A 14,923-nucleotide genomic window follows, 5' to 3' on the forward strand; every position below is an offset into this window, starting at 1 on the left:
CCTCTTGCCGGACAGCCTAGTTTGAGGTCAGCGTTATAGCAGCGCCCGCCTCAGGCTCAAGCCGGGGACGCAACCCCAACAAAGGTGCGACGCGTCCGATCAGTTCGGCGGCAACTGGCACGGCAGTCCAACCGGCCGTGCGGCGTTTTTCACCGTAGGCCACGATCGAAGGTTCGTCCAACGTCACGATCAAAACGTATTGCGGATCGTAGGCCGGGAAGATCGTCGCGAAGGTGGCAATGACCTTGTCATCATAGTACCCGCCGCGCGGTTTGGGCTTGTCGGCCGTACCGGTCTTGCCGGCCACGTCATAGCCCTTGACCTCGGCGAAACTGGCGGTGCCGTCCGTTACCACTTTGCGCAGCATCTTTTGCGCCTGCCGTGCAGTGTTCTGCGACATGACACGAGGCCCGTATTGCGGGCCGTTCCGGCGCAGAATGGTCGGGCTGACGTAATGCCCGCCATTGGCAATCGCCGCGTATCCCGCGGCCAGATGCATCGGGCTGGTCGACAGGCCGTGGCCATAAGAAATTGTCACGGTACTGAGCTCGCCCCATTTCTTCGGCTTCAGCGGCACACCGCCCTTGGCCTCGACAATCTCGAATGGGGTCGGATCGAACATGCCAAGCGCGTCCAGAAACTCCTGCTGCCGTTTGGCACCGATTTGCAAGGCCAGACGCCCCGTGCCTCGGTTCGAGCTGTGGACGATCACATCCGCCACGCTGATCTTGCCGTAATTTTTGCCGTTGAATTCGCCGATGGGAAAGCGGCCGATCTTCATCGGCCCGGACGTATCGATGATGGTGTTCGAATTCACCAATCCAAGTTCAACGGCCTGGGCCGCGGTGAAAATCTTGAAAACAGATCCCAGTTCATACACGCCTTGTACATAACGGTTGAAAAGCGGGCTGTCCGAGGGGTCAAAGCCCGAGGTCGGTGGGCGCGGGCGGTCATTCGGATCAAAAGAAGGCAGCGAAGCAGCGGAAATAACCTCGCCCGTATGCGCGTTCATCAGAACGGCCGAGGCCCCCTTGGCATTCATGATCTTCATACCGCCGTAAAGAACCTGTTCTACTGCGGCTTGAATCGTCAGGTCCAGCGACAGTTGCAGTGGCTTGTTGCCGTTGGCCGGATCGCGCAGATAATCGTCGAACTGCTTTTCCACACCGGCCACGCCGATCACTTCGGCGGCGCTGACGCCTTCACGACCAAAACCGGACCCGCCCAGGATATGAGCGGCCAGCCGCCCGTTGGGGTAAAGCCGCATTTCACGCGGACCGAACAGGATGCCGGGATCACCGATGTCGTGCACGGCCTGCTTCTGCTCGGGCGAAATGCGTTTCTTGATCCACAGGAATTTGCGGTTGCCGGTGAAGTCCTTGATCAGCCGCTCTTTGTCCAGATCAGGAAAGATCGCAACCAACTGCTCTGCAGCGGCGACGGGATCGATCATCAACGGGGGCTGCGCGTAAACGGAATAGGTGTCCAGATTGGTGGCCAGTATGCGCCCTTCGCGATCGACGATGTTGGCGCGCTGCATGGCAATCGCCGCGCCTGGTGCGCTGGCCAGAGGCTCTTGTGCTTCCGAGGTCGCCAGCATGCCCATGCGGAAGCCGACAACGGAAAAAGCGCAGAAGAAGAACAGGCCCAGCACCAGCAGACGCCCTTCGGCACGGGCGCGGGCGCGATCCTTCATCTCTTCGTGGCGCTTGCGGATGTTCTCACGCTCGATTGCCTTGGGGTTTTCGCCCCGCGCGCGGGCATCCAGGATTCGGGCCAGGGGGCGCAGAGGGGTGCGTGTCATGGAATCTGCACCTCGCCCAAAGCCTGAATGTCAGTGATGGCCTGCAATTCAATCGGATCAACGACGGGCAGGTCCGGGTCTTCGGCATAGGCGATCTGATCCGCGCGCCCGAACTGCTCGGCCCGCAACGGCAGCAGACCAAGGCGTTCAAAGTTCAGGTCGGCCAGTTCGCGCAGCCTGTCCGGGCGGTTCAGATAGGCCCATTCCGCGTTCAGAACAGCCAGTCGCACCTGTGCCATTCCGATCTCGCGCTGCAAAGACTGGGTTTCCTTTACCACTTGCTGGGTTCGGTAGTTTTCCTGATAGGCCCACAGCGCCAACCCGAACACGGACAGAGCAGTCAACACATACAAAACACTCTTCATCTTGCCCTTCCCCCCAGTTGCGGCATTCCGATGGCCCGCGCTTCAATTTCCCCCGCCGGAGCTTCGGTTCGGATCGCCACGCGCAGTTTGGCCGAGCGCGCGCGCGGGTTTTCCTGCAATTCCTGTTCGTCAGGCCCCACCGCCTTGCGGGTCTTCAGTGTGAATTGCGGCTGTTCCTGTTCAATCTCGGGCGCATAGCGGTTCGCGCGCCCCGTCTTGCCCGCGCGGGACTGGAAAAACCGTTTCACCATTCGGTCTTCAATGGAATGGAAAGTGACAACGGCCAGTTGCCCGCCGGGCTTCAAAGCACGTTCAGCGGCCATCAGCCCCTGAAACAGCTCTTCATATTCTGCATTCACGGCGATCCGCAGCCCTTGAAAGCTGCGCGTGGCCGGGTGGGATTGCCCCGGTTTCGGACGTGGCAGGCAGGATTCGATGATCGCGGCCAGACGCAGGGTTGTGGTGATCGGCTCTTCCGTGCGCGCTTTGACGATCGCCTTGGCAATCCGGCGGCTGGCGCGTTCTTCACCATAGTGGAACAGGATGTCGGCCAGTTGCGCCTCGGTCGCGGTATTGACCAGATCGGCGGCGCTTTCGCCATCCTGGCTCATGCGCATGTCCAAAGGACCATCCTTCATGAAGGAAAACCCGCGGTCGGCCTGGTCCAGTTGCATCGAGGAAACGCCAAGGTCCAGAACAACGCCGTCCAGGTTCTGTGCATATTCATCCATACGAGAGAACACGCCGGGCTGCATCACCAGCCGATCACCATAGGCGCCCGCCCAGTCTGACGCCATCTCAAAAGCCAAGGGATCGCGATCCACGCCGATCACCTTGTCGGCCCCGGCCTCCAGCAATCCGCGGGTGTACCCGCCTGCGCCGAAGGTTCCGTCCAGCCAGACGCCCGTGACCGGCGCCACCGCCGCCAAGAGCGGGCGCAGCAAGACAGGGATGTGAGGCGCGTCCGGTTGTGGATGATCCGCGGCCGCCATGCCGTCACCCGCCCTCGACTTCATCGAGGAATTCCAGCGGATCAACATCGTCGCCAAGGCCGTCCAGCCATTCCTCGGTCGCCGCCAGTTCCTCGGATTCGTAGGTCTCGGGCTTCCAGATCTGAAAAGTATCCCCGGCGGCGATAAAAAACGCCTCGCCCTCAAGACCGATTTTCTTGCGCAGCTTTGCCGGCAGAACCAGCCGCCCGGTTTCATCGACATTGGTCGGGAAGGACTGCCCATGGAACAGGCGCTGCAACATCTTGCGCTTCATCGCGCCACGTGGCAGCGCATCGATCTTGGCATCGACCTCGTCGATCGCCTCCATCGTGTAGCATTCCAGGTATTTGCGGCGATGATCCCCGTAGACAATCACAAGCTCTGGATTGTCGCCGGGCTGCCAGTTGGGATCGGAGGCTTCAAGCACGCGGCGAAACGAGGCCGGGATCGACACCCTGCCTTTCGCATCCACCTTATGGTGGCTTTCACCTCTGAACCTGCGCGCCAAGACGACTGTCCCTTTCGCTTGCGCCCCACTTGAAATTCGCGTTCCCCCCGGATGAAAAACGGCGGGTTGATCTGCTGCCACTGATCAACCCGCCGCATTGACCCGCTGTGCGGGATGTCCAGCTGCACGCGCCACCTGGGGGGATGTCTGCTCGCCCGCGCGCCGGATCTCTTGATTGATGAAAGCGAGATGCCTGTATGAAACCTGATTATTTTTGGTCGGGGTCGTTTGGCGCCCCTGCTGCCTCGTCCTCATCGGATGTATTAGGGATGCCATGGGAATTCATGGAAATCAACAGGAATTTTGCGAACCGTGTTCCATGAATCACGCTCCAACAACAATACCACCATAAAATTTGATCACAATGACACCAATTGTAGGAGGTCTTTCCGCGCAACACCCCAGATATAGACAATTCGAAGTTGGAATTTTTTTCCCACGATTTCCCGGAATATCTAAAGAATTGCCATTCAGGGTGGAAAAACCCGGCATCTTTGGGCAGCGATCTCGCAGAATCATTTGCACTTTGAGCGCAATTTCGGCGGGACTTCCCCTCGACAACCACATTGGCCCATGAAATCCCGTGGCGTTCGGGCAGTTTGCTCTGCGACGTGCGAAACTGGCAAATCGTGCATCAGGGAATAGCTGAACCGCCACGCCTTGCCTGGCGCTTCGGTCACACGCACGTCTTGAATGGTTTTATTGCGCACATATTCCAGCCAACACCGCTCAATTAAAAGGCAAGCCATAAGAAGGCCATGTTTCCGCTGTCACCCGTGACCCAAGGGAAGGCCCAATGTTTCAAGGTGCATTTCGAGTTGAAGGAAAAAACTGAACCAATCTATGCGCTTGCTGCATAGCAGCATTGACGACGCGACCTATTGTGCAATCGCAGCATTTGCCTATTTTCAACCTCAAGCAAGGGCCGAGCGTAATCGGCAAAGCAAATAAATACGGATGATGAGCATGGCAGTCGCAAGCACACATACAGCATCGAAGAGCACACCGGCGTTCGGAATCGCAACTTTGATCGAAAACGCAAAGGCGCGTTTTGCCCGCTATCGTATGTATCGCCAGACCGTCAATGAGCTGGCAGGACTGTCGGACCGTGAACTGGCCGATCTGGGCCTGCATCGTTCCATGATCCGTCGGGTGGCCATGCAGGCCGCCAACGATCACATCGCGCAATAAGCGCGCCACGAATATCGAGATCAGGCCCTTCCTCCTCCCTTAGGGTCTGTTATCAGCGGCAACGTCTCTCCTCCTCCCTGACGTTGCCGCACCATATACCGGCCTCAACTCGCCGGATCCTGATACATCGAGGCTCTCCTCCTCCCTGCCTTGATGTTGAAAGCGCGCGGCGACGCCTTCCTCCTCCCTGACGTCGCCGCGTCTTCTCCATACCGGGCTCAAACCCGGGTTCGAATACATCGGGGCTCTCCTCCTCCCTGCTCTGATGTTGACAAGACGGCGGTTCCCCTTCCTCCTCCCTGGGAACCGCCGTTTTTTTGTTTTTCTGACATAGGTGTAAGATGGCCCTCTGATTTCTGATCCGCAGGAAACAATGGCCGCCTATTTCATCGCGCAGATCGACATCCACCACCCGGATGGGTATCAGGATTATCTGGCGGGTTTCATGCCGATCTTCGACCGCCACAAAGGACGCCTGCTCAAGGTTTCATCGAAACCGGTCGAACGGGTCGAAGGCGATTGGCCCAAAGGTGGCATTGTGCTGATGGAGTTTCCGGACCTTGCCGCGGCGAAAGCCTGGAAAGACGACCCTGATTACATCGAGCTGGCGAAGGTCCGGCAAGCCACCGCCTCAACCAATCTGGTTCTGGTCGAAGGGATATGACGCCTCAGAACGGGACGTCATCCTTGTTGGTCAGAAAACGCGAGACCACTTTCTTTGTGCCTGCCTTGTCGAATTCGACTTCGACCTTGTCGCCCTCGATCCCGACAACCGCGCCATAGCCGAATTTCTGGTGGAACACCCGTTCCCCCAGCGTGAAACTGGCCACGGCGGTCGCGTCGATCACCGTGTTGCGGGATTCGCGCGGCTGCGACATGCCGTATTGCCCCTGCCGCGCCTGCATCCGTCTCCAGCCCGGCGAGTTGTAGACATTCGCTTCGGCCGCGCGGGTCTCGATACCGGCCGACATCTGACTGTTGCCGTGCAACCCGGCCCCTGGCAAAACCTCAACGTGATCGTCCGGCAATTCGTCGATGAAGCGGGATGGCATGGAGTTCTGCCACTGCCCGAACACCCGCCGGTTTGCGGCAAAAGAAATGGTGCACACTTCTTCGGCGCGGGTGATGCCGACATAGGCCAGCCGCCGTTCCTCTTCGAGCCCCTTGAGCCCGGATTCGTCCATTGACCGCTGCGAGGGGAACAGCCCGTCTTCCCAGCCCGGCAGGAAGACGGCGGGAAACTCCAGCCCCTTGGCCGCGTGAAGGGTCATGATCGAAACCTTGGCCCCGTCGCTGTCCTGTTCGTTGTCCATGACCAGACTGACATGTTCCAGAAACCCTTGCAGGTTCTCGAAATTGTCCAGCTGGTTCACCAGTTCCTTGAGGTTTTCAAGGCGCCCCGGCGCTTCGGGCGTCTTGTCGTTCTGCCAGTGGGCGGTATAGCCGGATTCGTCGAGAATGATCTGCGCAAGTTCGATATGCGTATGCTCGGGTGCGCCGAACCGCATGGGCGAACCGTCATCGATCACCGAATCGTCGTCCACCTCGATCCGCGGCCCACGTGTCATCGCATTCCAACGCGCCAGACCGTCGATCAGTTCGCGCAGCGCCTTGCCTCCCTTGCCCTTGATCAACCCGTTATCGACCGCAATCCGAGCCCCCTCGACCAATGACACCCCATTTTCGCGCGCGGTCATCTGGATGGTTTGCTGCGCCCTGTCACCCAAGCCGCGTTTCGGCGTGTTTACGATTCTCTCGAAAGCAAGATCATCCTCTGGGCTGACCACCAGCCGGAAATAGGCCATGGCATCGCGAATCTCCATCCGTTCATAGAATCGCGGGCCGCCGATCACTTTGTAGGGCAAACCGATGGTCAGAAACCTGTCTTCGAAGGCGCGCATCTGGTGGCTGGCGCGGACGAGGATGGCGATTTCACTGTAACTATAGCGAAAGAATGCTGGTTCTAAGTCCTTTTCCTCATCAGAAAAACCTTTCAATCTCCAAACTAGGTTTAGTGTCTTTAAGTCTTGAAATGGGAAGTTCTGCGCAACCAGTTGGCTTTCTAACTGCTTGAGATTTGTTACACCACTTAATGCACCTCGCTTCGACAGTCTTTCAAACTCTTGGAGGATGTCCTGCGATCTTGGATTTTCTCTTCGCTTTGCAAAAGGAGAGGTTCCATCAACTAGTGCTTCGATTTCTTCACCTATCCTGCGGGCCTCTTCCTCGCCGTCCCAATGGCCGATCAGATTGACCTTGTGGCCTTCCTCGGCTTCGGTCCACAGCTCTTTGCCCAGACGGTTTTCATTGCCGCGAATGACGTTCGACGCAGCCGCCAGAATATGCGGGGTCGAGCGGTAGTTCTGTTCCAGCCGCACCACATACGCGCCGGGAAAATCCTTTTCGAACCGTAGGATGTTGCCCACCTCGGCCCCGCGCCAGCCATAGATCGACTGATCGTCATCGCCGACGCAGCAGATGTTCTTGTGCCCGCCCGCAAGCAGCCGCAGCCACAGATATTGGGCGATGTTGGTATCCTGATACTCGTCCACCAGGATATAGCGGAACCAGCGCTGGTATTGCTCCAGAACATCCTGATGGGTCTGGAAGATCGTAACCATGTGCAGAAGCAGATCGCCGAAATCCACCGCATTCAATTCGCGCAGGCGGGTCTGATATTGGGCATATAGCTCAATGCCCTTGTTGTCATAAGCCCCGGCATCGGCGGCTGGCACCTTGTCGGGTGTCAGCGCTCGGTTCTTCCAATCGTCGATGATTCCCAGCAACATCCGCGCAGGCCAGCGTTTGTCGTCGATATTTGCGGCCTGCACCAACTGCTTGAGCAGGCGCAACTGGTCGTCGGTATCCAGAATGGTGAAGTTCGATTTCAAATCGACCAGTTCCGCATGGCGGCGCAGCAGTTTGACGCAGATCGAATGAAAGGTACCCAGCCATGGCATCCCCTCAGCAGGCTGCCCCAACAGGCGGCCCACCCGTTCCTTCATCTCGCGCGCGGCCTTGTTGGTGAAGGTTACCGACAGAATCTCATTCGGACGTGCGCGCGCGGTGTTGAGAAGATGTGCGATCCGGGCGGTCAGAGCCTTGGTCTTGCCCGTTCCGGCACCTGCCAGCATCAGAACCGGGCCATCCAGACGCTCGACCGCGTCCCGTTGTGCCGGGTTAAGCTCATCCAGATAGGGCGAAGGGCGCACGGCCATGGCCCGCGCCGACAGCGATGCGCCCTCGAAGGCGTCCATTTCGTCAAAACTGCTCATGGCCCCAAACTACGCCGGATAAGCGCGAAGGGAAAGGGTTTGTTCACGGCTTGTTCACAGACTTTTCGCACTTCTTTTTACATTCAATTCTAAACAAACACGCCACCGTCCTGCACCCCGTTAACTCTCTGTCAAATCCTGACTGGGATGTTTGGCAGAGTGTAGTGGGAGCGGACATATGAAACAGGCGGAACTGACGGGTCAGTCCTCGAGGCTTAAAATGATAGGCGTGGCCCTGATGCTGCTCGCGCTGACGGCAGCGGCGGGCTGGGGGATCTATGCCGCCCCTGCGCCAGTGGTTGATCGCATGCTGGAAGCAGACCTGCGAAAGAACGCGATGCGGATGAGCCGCCAGGTCGAAAGCCATCTAAACGATCTTGAGCAGACATTCCGTTTTCACGCATTGACCGATCATGACCAGGAGTTTCTGGAGCTACTGCCCGAAACCACGGACATTTACCGCTTCAAGCTGTTTGATGCTTCGGGGCAGGTGTTCTGGTCGACCCGAGCCAGCGACGTCGGGTTCGTGAATACGAAACCCTATTTCCAGTCGATCGTCGCCGCTGGGGGCCTTTTTTACAAACACGAAGAGAAGCCGGTTACCGAAGTTGATTCCTTTGTTTTCGACAATTCCCGGGATACGGAACTGAGCAGCCGCCATGTGGCAGAGGTCTATACGCCGATCATCAAGGATGCGACGTTCATGGGCGCGATCGAGTTCTATTCCGACATAACCGACCTGCGGAACCTGTTCATCACGCGCGTTCGCCTGTCTCTGGCGCTGTTGAGCGGCGTCGCCCTGCTGGCGCTGACGACTGTCATCCTGATTGTCCATCGCACCAACCGTCGTCAGGTTCGCGACCTGCGCAAACGGGCCCAGAAAGAGAGGGAGCTGATGGACGAGCAGCTGCGCCTGGCCCGAGAGGTCCGTCTGTTGGGTGAGTTGAACGAATGGCTGCAATCAAGCCGGTCGCTGGATGAACTGTTCGACATGGTGTCTCGCTTCATGACCCACATCCTGCCAGAGGCCGAAGGCAGCGTGTATGTCTACTCAAACTCACGCGATGTGCTGGATGGCTGCGCCAGCTGGAACGGTGGAACTCATAAATCCCACATTCACCCCGAAGGTTGCTGGGGTTTGCGGCGCGGCCGGACTTACGAGTTCGGCGCATCCGAGATTGACTTTGTCTGCGAACACGCCGAACCGCATGACGGGCGGCCCTATTTCTGCTTTCCCATTCTGGCCCATGGCGAAACCGTTGGTCTTTTGCATTTGCGGGCACTTGAGGGGCGCGAAGACTGCTTCAACAAGAGCCGCAAGCTGGCCCAATTATGCGCCGAACAGATCAGTATGGCGATCGCCAACGTCCGCATGCGGGATCAGCTTCACGACCAATCGGTACGAGACCCCCTGACCGGGCTGTTCAATCGCCGCCATATGACCGAGACGCTGCGCAAGTCCATCAGCCGCAGCCAGCAGACGGGCGCCGCGCTAAGCCTGATCGCCGTGGACGTGGATCACTTCAAGAAGTTCAACGATACTCATGGGCATGATGCGGGCGACATGGTATTGCGCGCCGTCGGCGCCGCCCTGGAACAGGGGTGCGACCGGGACGAAGTCGCCTGCCGCATCGGGGGGGAAGAGTTCATGCTGATCCTGCCTGACAACAGCCCCGAAGATGCCATGACCCGCGCCGAACAACTGCGCCAGGCGGTTGAAGCCGTAACCGTCCGATATGGCGAGAAGGTATTGCCGCGCATTACGATATCGGTCGGGGTTGCACATTACCCGGCCCACGGCACCATGCCGCAGGACCTGATGCGCGCGGCAGACGATGCGCTTTATGTCGCCAAGGACAAGGGGCGCAACCAGGTGCATGTTGCAAGCGGCACCAGGAACAAGACCGAAAATGCGTCGCCTGAAAACCGGCAACCACCCAAGGATGCAGCTTAAAAAACTTGCCGAATCGCATGGCAGGTCGGATCAATCTGCATGGACTTGCACAGCACCTATCCCGGCATACCGGATCTGAAACACCGTGCGCGCCGTCGTCTGCCGCATTTCGTGTGGGAGTATATCGACAGTGGAACCGGGATTGAAACGACGCTGCACCGGAACCGCAAGGCGCTGGATGACGTGCGCCTCTGCCCCTCGATCCTGCATGGCGAGCTGGACTTTGATACGTCAAAGTCGTTTCTCGACGCTTCATATCCGCTGCCGTTCGGAATCGCGCCGATCGGAATGTCCGGGCTGGTCTGGCCCCGCGCCGAGCAACTGCTTGCCAGCGCGGCCGCAGAGGCGGGTATTCCTTATACCCTGTCGACCGTAGCCAGCCAAAGCCCTGAAGACATGGCACCGCATCTTGGGGACAATGCCTGGTTCCAGCTTTACCCGCCCCGGGATCCGGATATTCGAAAAGACCTGCTGAACCGGGTCCGCAAGGCCGGGTTCAAAACCCTGGTCCTCACCGCGGATGTTCCCGTCGCATCGCGCAGGGAAAGGCAGACACGATCGGGCCTGCGGCAACCGCCAAAGCTGACCCCGCGCATTCTGGCGCAGATCGCCCAAAGACCCGCCTGGGCGATGGGCATGCTGCGCAACGGTGTGCCGCATATGCGAACGCTGGAGAAATATATCGAAACCCCCGGGAATCTGCCGCCCACGGCTCATATCGGTTACCTGCTTCGAACCTCGCCGGATCTGGACTATGTCAAATGGCTGCGCGACCATTGGGACGGTCCGCTTGTCCTGAAGGGTGTCCTGCGACCAGAGGATACGAGCAGGCTGGAACAGGTCGGTGTCGATGCTTTGTGGGTGTCGAATCATGGCGGTCGGCAATTTGACGCGGCCCCGGCCAGCATCGAGGTTCTGCCCTCTGTCCGGGATGCAACCCGCCTGCCCCTGATCTTCGACAGTGGTGTCGAAGGCGGTCTGGATATTTTGCGTGCCATGTCGCTGGGCGCAGACTTCGTGATGCTCGGGCGGGCTTTTTTATATGGTCTTGCGGCGCTTGGCGCGCGGGGGCCTGCACATGTCATCGAGATTCTCAGGCAAGACCTGCATGCAAATATGGGCCAGATGGGCCTGGCAAGCCTGTGTCAGATTGAGAGTTAACGTTAAACATTTGATGCTGCGGCGCAGCAAAAGTATAAGGGCGCTGCGATCATAGGGCGTTTGCGAGCGATAACATGCCGGTTCTACCCAGAAGAACGGATATACCTGCGCGTATTCTCCGCCCAATAAGACGCCCATACACAAAAGACCGGGACCTATCATGACAGACTTCAACAAGATCCTGATCGCCAACCGCGGCGAGATTGCCATCCGCGTCATGCGCGCAGCAAACGAGATGGGAAAACGAACCGTCGCCGTCTACGCTGAAGAAGACAAACTGGGCCTGCACCGGTTCAAGGCTGACGAGGCGTATCAGATCGGTGAAGGCATGGGGCCGGTTGCCGCCTATCTTTCGATCGACGAGATCATCCGTGTTGCCAAGCAATGTGGCGCCGACGCGATTCATCCGGGCTATGGTCTGCTGTCCGAGAACCCGGATTTCGTCGATGCCTGCGTCAAGAACGGCATCACCTTCATCGGCCCCAAGGCGGAAACCATGCGCGCGCTTGGCGACAAGGCAAGCGCGCGACGCGTAGCAATCGAAGCAGGCGTTCCGGTCATTCCTGCCACCGAAGTTCTGGGCGATGACATGGACGCGATCCGCAAGGAGGCCGCCGAAATCGGCTATCCGCTGATGCTCAAGGCGTCCTGGGGCGGCGGCGGGCGCGGCATGCGCCCGATCCAGTCGGAAGAAGAGTTGGAAGAGAAAGTGCTGGAAGGCCGTCGCGAGGCCGAAGCCGCATTTGGCAATGGCGAGGGTTATCTGGAAAAGATGATCATTCGTGCGCGCCACGTCGAGGTGCAGATCCTGGGCGACAAGCACGGTGAAATCTATCACCTGTATGAACGCGACTGCTCGGTCCAGCGCCGGAACCAGAAGGTCGTGGAACGCGCCCCTGCCCCGTATCTGAGCGACGAACAGCGCGCAGAGATCTGCGAGCTTGGCCGCAGGATCTGTGCGCATGTGAATTACGAATGTGCCGGCACGGTCGAGTTCCTGATGGATATGGACACCGGCAAGTTCTATTTCATCGAAGTCAATCCGCGCGTTCAGGTCGAACACACCGTGACCGAAGAAGTCACCGGTATCGACATCGTGCAGGCGCAGATCCTGATCGCCGAGGGCAAGACGCTGGCCGAGGCGACCGGCATGGCCAGCCAAAAGGATATCCAGCTCAACGGGCACGCGTTGCAGACACGGATCACCACCGAGGACCCACAGAACAACTTCATCCCCGACTATGGCCGGATCACCGCCTATCGCTCGGCCACCGGTATGGGCATCCGTCTGGATGGCGGCACGGCCTATGCGGGCGGGGTGATTACGCGCTATTACGACTCGCTGCTGACCAAGGTTACGGCCTGGGCCCCCACGCCCGAAAAGGCGATCTCTCGGATGGACCGCGCCCTGCGCGAGTTCCGCATCCGCGGGGTTTCGACGAATATCGACTTCGTCATCAACCTGCTCAAGCATCCGACCTTCTTGTCGAACGAATACACCACCAAGTTCATCGACACGACGCCCGAACTGTTCACCTTCAAGAAGCGGCGCGACCGCGGCACCAAGGTTCTGACCTATATCGCGGACATCACCGTGAACGGGCATCCCGAAACCAAGGACCGCCCGCGCCCGCGCGCCGACCTGAAGGAGGCCAGGCCTCCGGCGCTGAAGGCCGAACCGCAGATGGGTACGCGCAACCTGCTGGAGCAGAAGGGCCCGCAGGCGGTGGCCGACTGGATGAAGGCGCAGCGCCAACTGCTGATCACCGACACCACCATGCGCGACGGGCACCAGTCTCTGCTGGCGACCCGGATGCGCTCGATCGACATGATCAAGGTGGCTCCCTCCTATGCGGCGAACCTGCCGCAGCTGTTCTCGGTCGAATGCTGGGGCGGCGCGACTTTCGATGTGGCGTATCGGTTCTTGCAGGAATGCCCGTGGCAGCGCCTGCGGGACCTGCGTGAGGCGATGCCGAACCTGATGACCCAGATGCTGCTGCGCGGCGCAAACGGCGTGGGCTATACGAACTATCCTGACAACGTAGTGCAGGAGTTCGTGCGTCAGGCGGCGACAGGAATTGACGTGTTCCGTGTCTTCGACTCGCTGAACTGGGTCGAAAACATGCGCGTGGCGATGGATGCGGTCGTCGATAGCGGCAAGATTTGCGAAGGTACCGTCTGCTACACTGGCGATATTCTTGACCCGGATCGCGCCAAGTACGATCTGAAATATTATGTCGGCATGGCGAAAGAACTGCGTGACGCCGGCGCGCATATTCTGGGCCTCAAGGACATGGCGGGCCTGCTGAAACCGGCCTCGGCCAAAATCCTGATCCGGGCGCTGAAGGAAGAGGTCGGGCTGCCGATCCATTTCCACACACATGACACCGCCGGTATTGCCAGCGCGACCATTCTGGCCGCGTCCGAGGCGGGCGTCGATGCAGTTGACTGCGCGATGGACAGCTTCTCGGGCAACACCAGCCAGGCGACGCTGGGCACCGTGGTCGAAGCGCTGCGCCATACCGACCGCGACACCGGGCTGGACATCAAGGCCATCCGTGAAATCAGCGATTACTTCGAGGCTGTGCGTGGCCAGTATGCGGCCTTCGAATCCAGCCTTCAGGCCCCCGCGTCCGAGGTCTATCTGCACGAGATGCCGGGCGGTCAGTTCACCAACCTCAAGGCGCAGGCACGCAGCCTGGGTCTGGAAGAACGCTGGCACGAAGTGGCGCAGATGTATGCTGACGTGAACCAGATGTTCGGTGACATCGTGAAGGTCACGCCGTCTTCCAAGGTCGTTGGTGACATGGCGCTGATGATGGTCAGCCAGAACATGACACGTGAACAGGTCGAGGACCCGAATACCGACGTGGCCTTCCCCGACTCGGTCGTGGACATGATGCGCGGCAATCTGGGTCAGCCTCCGGGCGGGTTCCCCGAGACCATCATCAAGAAGGTGCTGAAAGACGAGGTTCCCAACACGCAGCGACCCGGCAAGGACGTGCCCCCGGTCGATCTTGAAGCCACCCGCGCCGAGCTGTCCAAGCAGCTGGAAGGCAAAGAGGTCGATGACGAGGATCTGAACGGCTATCTGATGTATCCCAAGGTGTTCCTGGACTACATGGGTCGCCACCGGATCTACGGCCCGGTTCGTACCCTGCCAACGCGCACCTTCTTCTACGGCATGGAGCCGGGCGAGGAGATCACCGCGGAAATCGACCCCGGCAAGACGCTGGAAATCCGGTGTCAGGCCATTGGCGAAACGGATGAAAACGGAGAGGTCAAAGTGTTTTTTGAACTCAACGGCCAACCGCGCGTGATCCGGGTTCCGAACCGGTTGGTCACCTCGACCACGCAGGCGCGGCCCAAGGCCGAGGTCGGCAACCCGGATCATGTCGGTGCGCCGATGCCCGGTGTTGTTGCCACCGTCGCCGTAACAGCGGGCCAGCAGGTCAAGGAAGGCGACATGTTGCTGACCATCGAGGCGATGAAGATGGAAACCGGCATCCACGCCGAGCGCGATGCGACCGTCAAGGCCGTTCATGTGCAGCCCGGTGGCCAGATTGACGCAAAGGACCTTCTGGTCGAGCTGGAATAACCTGCCGAACCGGTTACAGTTCAAAGGGCCGCTCGGGAAACCGCGCGGCCCTTTTTCTATGCTGGAACGGAGACC

10 protein-coding genes are annotated in these 14,923 nt (G+C 59.2%); 5 read left to right on the top strand and 5 right to left on the bottom strand.

Going from position 1 to position 14,923, the window contains the following annotated elements; translation table 11 throughout:
• Nucleotides 1-16: 16 nt before the first annotated feature.
• Genes ACR0I0_RS06570 through mraZ form a run of 4 tightly spaced genes read right to left on the bottom strand, consistent with a single transcriptional unit; the run spans nt 17 to nt 3,669 of the window.
• Nucleotides 17-1,804, bottom strand: a complete 1,788-nt coding sequence (locus ACR0I0_RS06570) for a peptidoglycan D,D-transpeptidase FtsI family protein (protein WP_171630989.1) — start codon at nt 1,802-1,804, stop codon at nt 17-19.
• Nucleotides 1,801-2,169: a cell division protein FtsL gene (gene ftsL, locus ACR0I0_RS06575; RefSeq protein WP_152458671.1), complete on the bottom strand. Its 369-nt coding sequence runs from the start codon at nt 2,167-2,169 to the stop codon at nt 1,801-1,803. The genes ACR0I0_RS06570 and ftsL overlap by 4 nt, the downstream gene beginning before the upstream one ends.
• Nucleotides 2,166-3,161 carry a 16S rRNA (cytosine(1402)-N(4))-methyltransferase RsmH gene (gene rsmH / locus ACR0I0_RS06580; RefSeq protein ID WP_171633764.1) on the bottom strand — a complete coding sequence of 332 codons (996 nt, stop codon included), beginning with the start codon at nt 3,159-3,161 and terminating at the stop codon, nt 2,166-2,168. The genes ftsL and rsmH overlap by 4 nt, the downstream gene beginning before the upstream one ends.
• Before the next feature lie 4 nt (nt 3,162-3,165).
• Nucleotides 3,166-3,669, bottom strand: a complete 504-nt coding sequence (mraZ, locus tag ACR0I0_RS06585) for a division/cell wall cluster transcriptional repressor MraZ (RefSeq protein ID WP_171630988.1) — start codon at nt 3,667-3,669, stop codon at nt 3,166-3,168.
• Between the two features lie 966 nt (nt 3,670-4,635).
• On the opposite strand from mraZ, the gene ACR0I0_RS06590 reads away from it, so the two are divergent.
• Nucleotides 4,636-4,860: a DUF1127 domain-containing protein gene (locus tag ACR0I0_RS06590; protein WP_171630987.1), complete on the top strand. Its 225-nt coding sequence runs from the start codon at nt 4,636-4,638 to the stop codon at nt 4,858-4,860.
• Nucleotides 4,861-5,233: 373 nt separating this feature from the next.
• On the top strand, nt 5,234-5,524 hold the full coding sequence (locus ACR0I0_RS06595) for a DUF1330 domain-containing protein (protein ID WP_480490644.1): 291 nt from the start codon (nt 5,234-5,236) through the stop codon (nt 5,522-5,524).
• A gap of 4 nt (nt 5,525-5,528) precedes the next feature.
• On the opposite strand, the gene ACR0I0_RS06600 is transcribed toward ACR0I0_RS06595, so the two are convergent.
• The gene (locus ACR0I0_RS06600) at nt 5,529-8,135 is read right to left on the bottom strand and encodes an ATP-dependent helicase (RefSeq protein WP_480490646.1); all 2,607 of its coding nucleotides are present in this window, start codon (nt 8,133-8,135) and stop codon (nt 5,529-5,531) included.
• Between the two features lie 178 nt (nt 8,136-8,313).
• Here ACR0I0_RS06600 and ACR0I0_RS06605 point away from each other — a divergent pair, with 178 nt between their 5' ends.
• The 3 genes from ACR0I0_RS06605 (at nt 8,314) to ACR0I0_RS06615 (ending at nt 14,848) form a co-directional block, all read left to right on the top strand.
• A complete protein-coding gene (locus ACR0I0_RS06605; protein ID WP_171722910.1) occupies nt 8,314-10,089 on the top strand; it encodes a sensor domain-containing diguanylate cyclase in 1,776 nt (591 codons plus the stop codon).
• Nucleotides 10,090-10,128: 39 nt separating this feature from the next.
• On the top strand, nt 10,129-11,250 hold the full coding sequence (locus ACR0I0_RS06610) for an alpha-hydroxy acid oxidase (protein WP_480490648.1): 1,122 nt from the start codon (nt 10,129-10,131) through the stop codon (nt 11,248-11,250).
• Nucleotides 11,251-11,410: 160 nt separating this feature from the next.
• Entirely contained in the window at nt 11,411-14,848 is a 3,438-nt protein-coding gene (locus tag ACR0I0_RS06615; RefSeq protein ID WP_171630977.1) for a pyruvate carboxylase, read from the top strand.
• Nucleotides 14,849-14,923: the final 75 nt, after the last annotated feature.

It is taken from the genome of Ruegeria sp. AG6, assembly GCF_056541565.1.

Excerpts from the sequence above, each read along its gene's own strand:
- ACR0I0_RS06570 (WP_171630989.1), bottom strand. The coding sequence starts at position 1,804 with ATGACACGCACCCCTCTGCGCCCCCTGGCCCGAATCCTGGATGCCCGC.
- ftsL (WP_152458671.1), bottom strand. The coding sequence starts at position 2,169 with ATGAAGAGTGTTTTGTATGTGTTGACTGCTCTGTCCGTGTTCGGGTTG.
- rsmH (WP_171633764.1), bottom strand. The coding sequence starts at position 3,161 with ATGGCGGCCGCGGATCATCCACAACCGGACGCGCCTCACATCCCTGTC.
- ACR0I0_RS06590 (WP_171630987.1), top strand. The coding sequence starts at position 4,636 with ATGGCAGTCGCAAGCACACATACAGCATCGAAGAGCACACCGGCGTTC.
- ACR0I0_RS06595 (WP_480490644.1), top strand. The coding sequence starts at position 5,234 with ATGGCCGCCTATTTCATCGCGCAGATCGACATCCACCACCCGGATGGG.
- ACR0I0_RS06600 (WP_480490646.1), bottom strand. The coding sequence starts at position 8,135 with ATGAGCAGTTTTGACGAAATGGACGCCTTCGAGGGCGCATCGCTGTCG.
- ACR0I0_RS06605 (WP_171722910.1), top strand. The coding sequence starts at position 8,314 with ATGAAACAGGCGGAACTGACGGGTCAGTCCTCGAGGCTTAAAATGATA.
- ACR0I0_RS06610 (WP_480490648.1), top strand. The coding sequence starts at position 10,129 with ATGGACTTGCACAGCACCTATCCCGGCATACCGGATCTGAAACACCGT.
- ACR0I0_RS06615 (WP_171630977.1), top strand. The coding sequence starts at position 11,411 with ATGACAGACTTCAACAAGATCCTGATCGCCAACCGCGGCGAGATTGCC.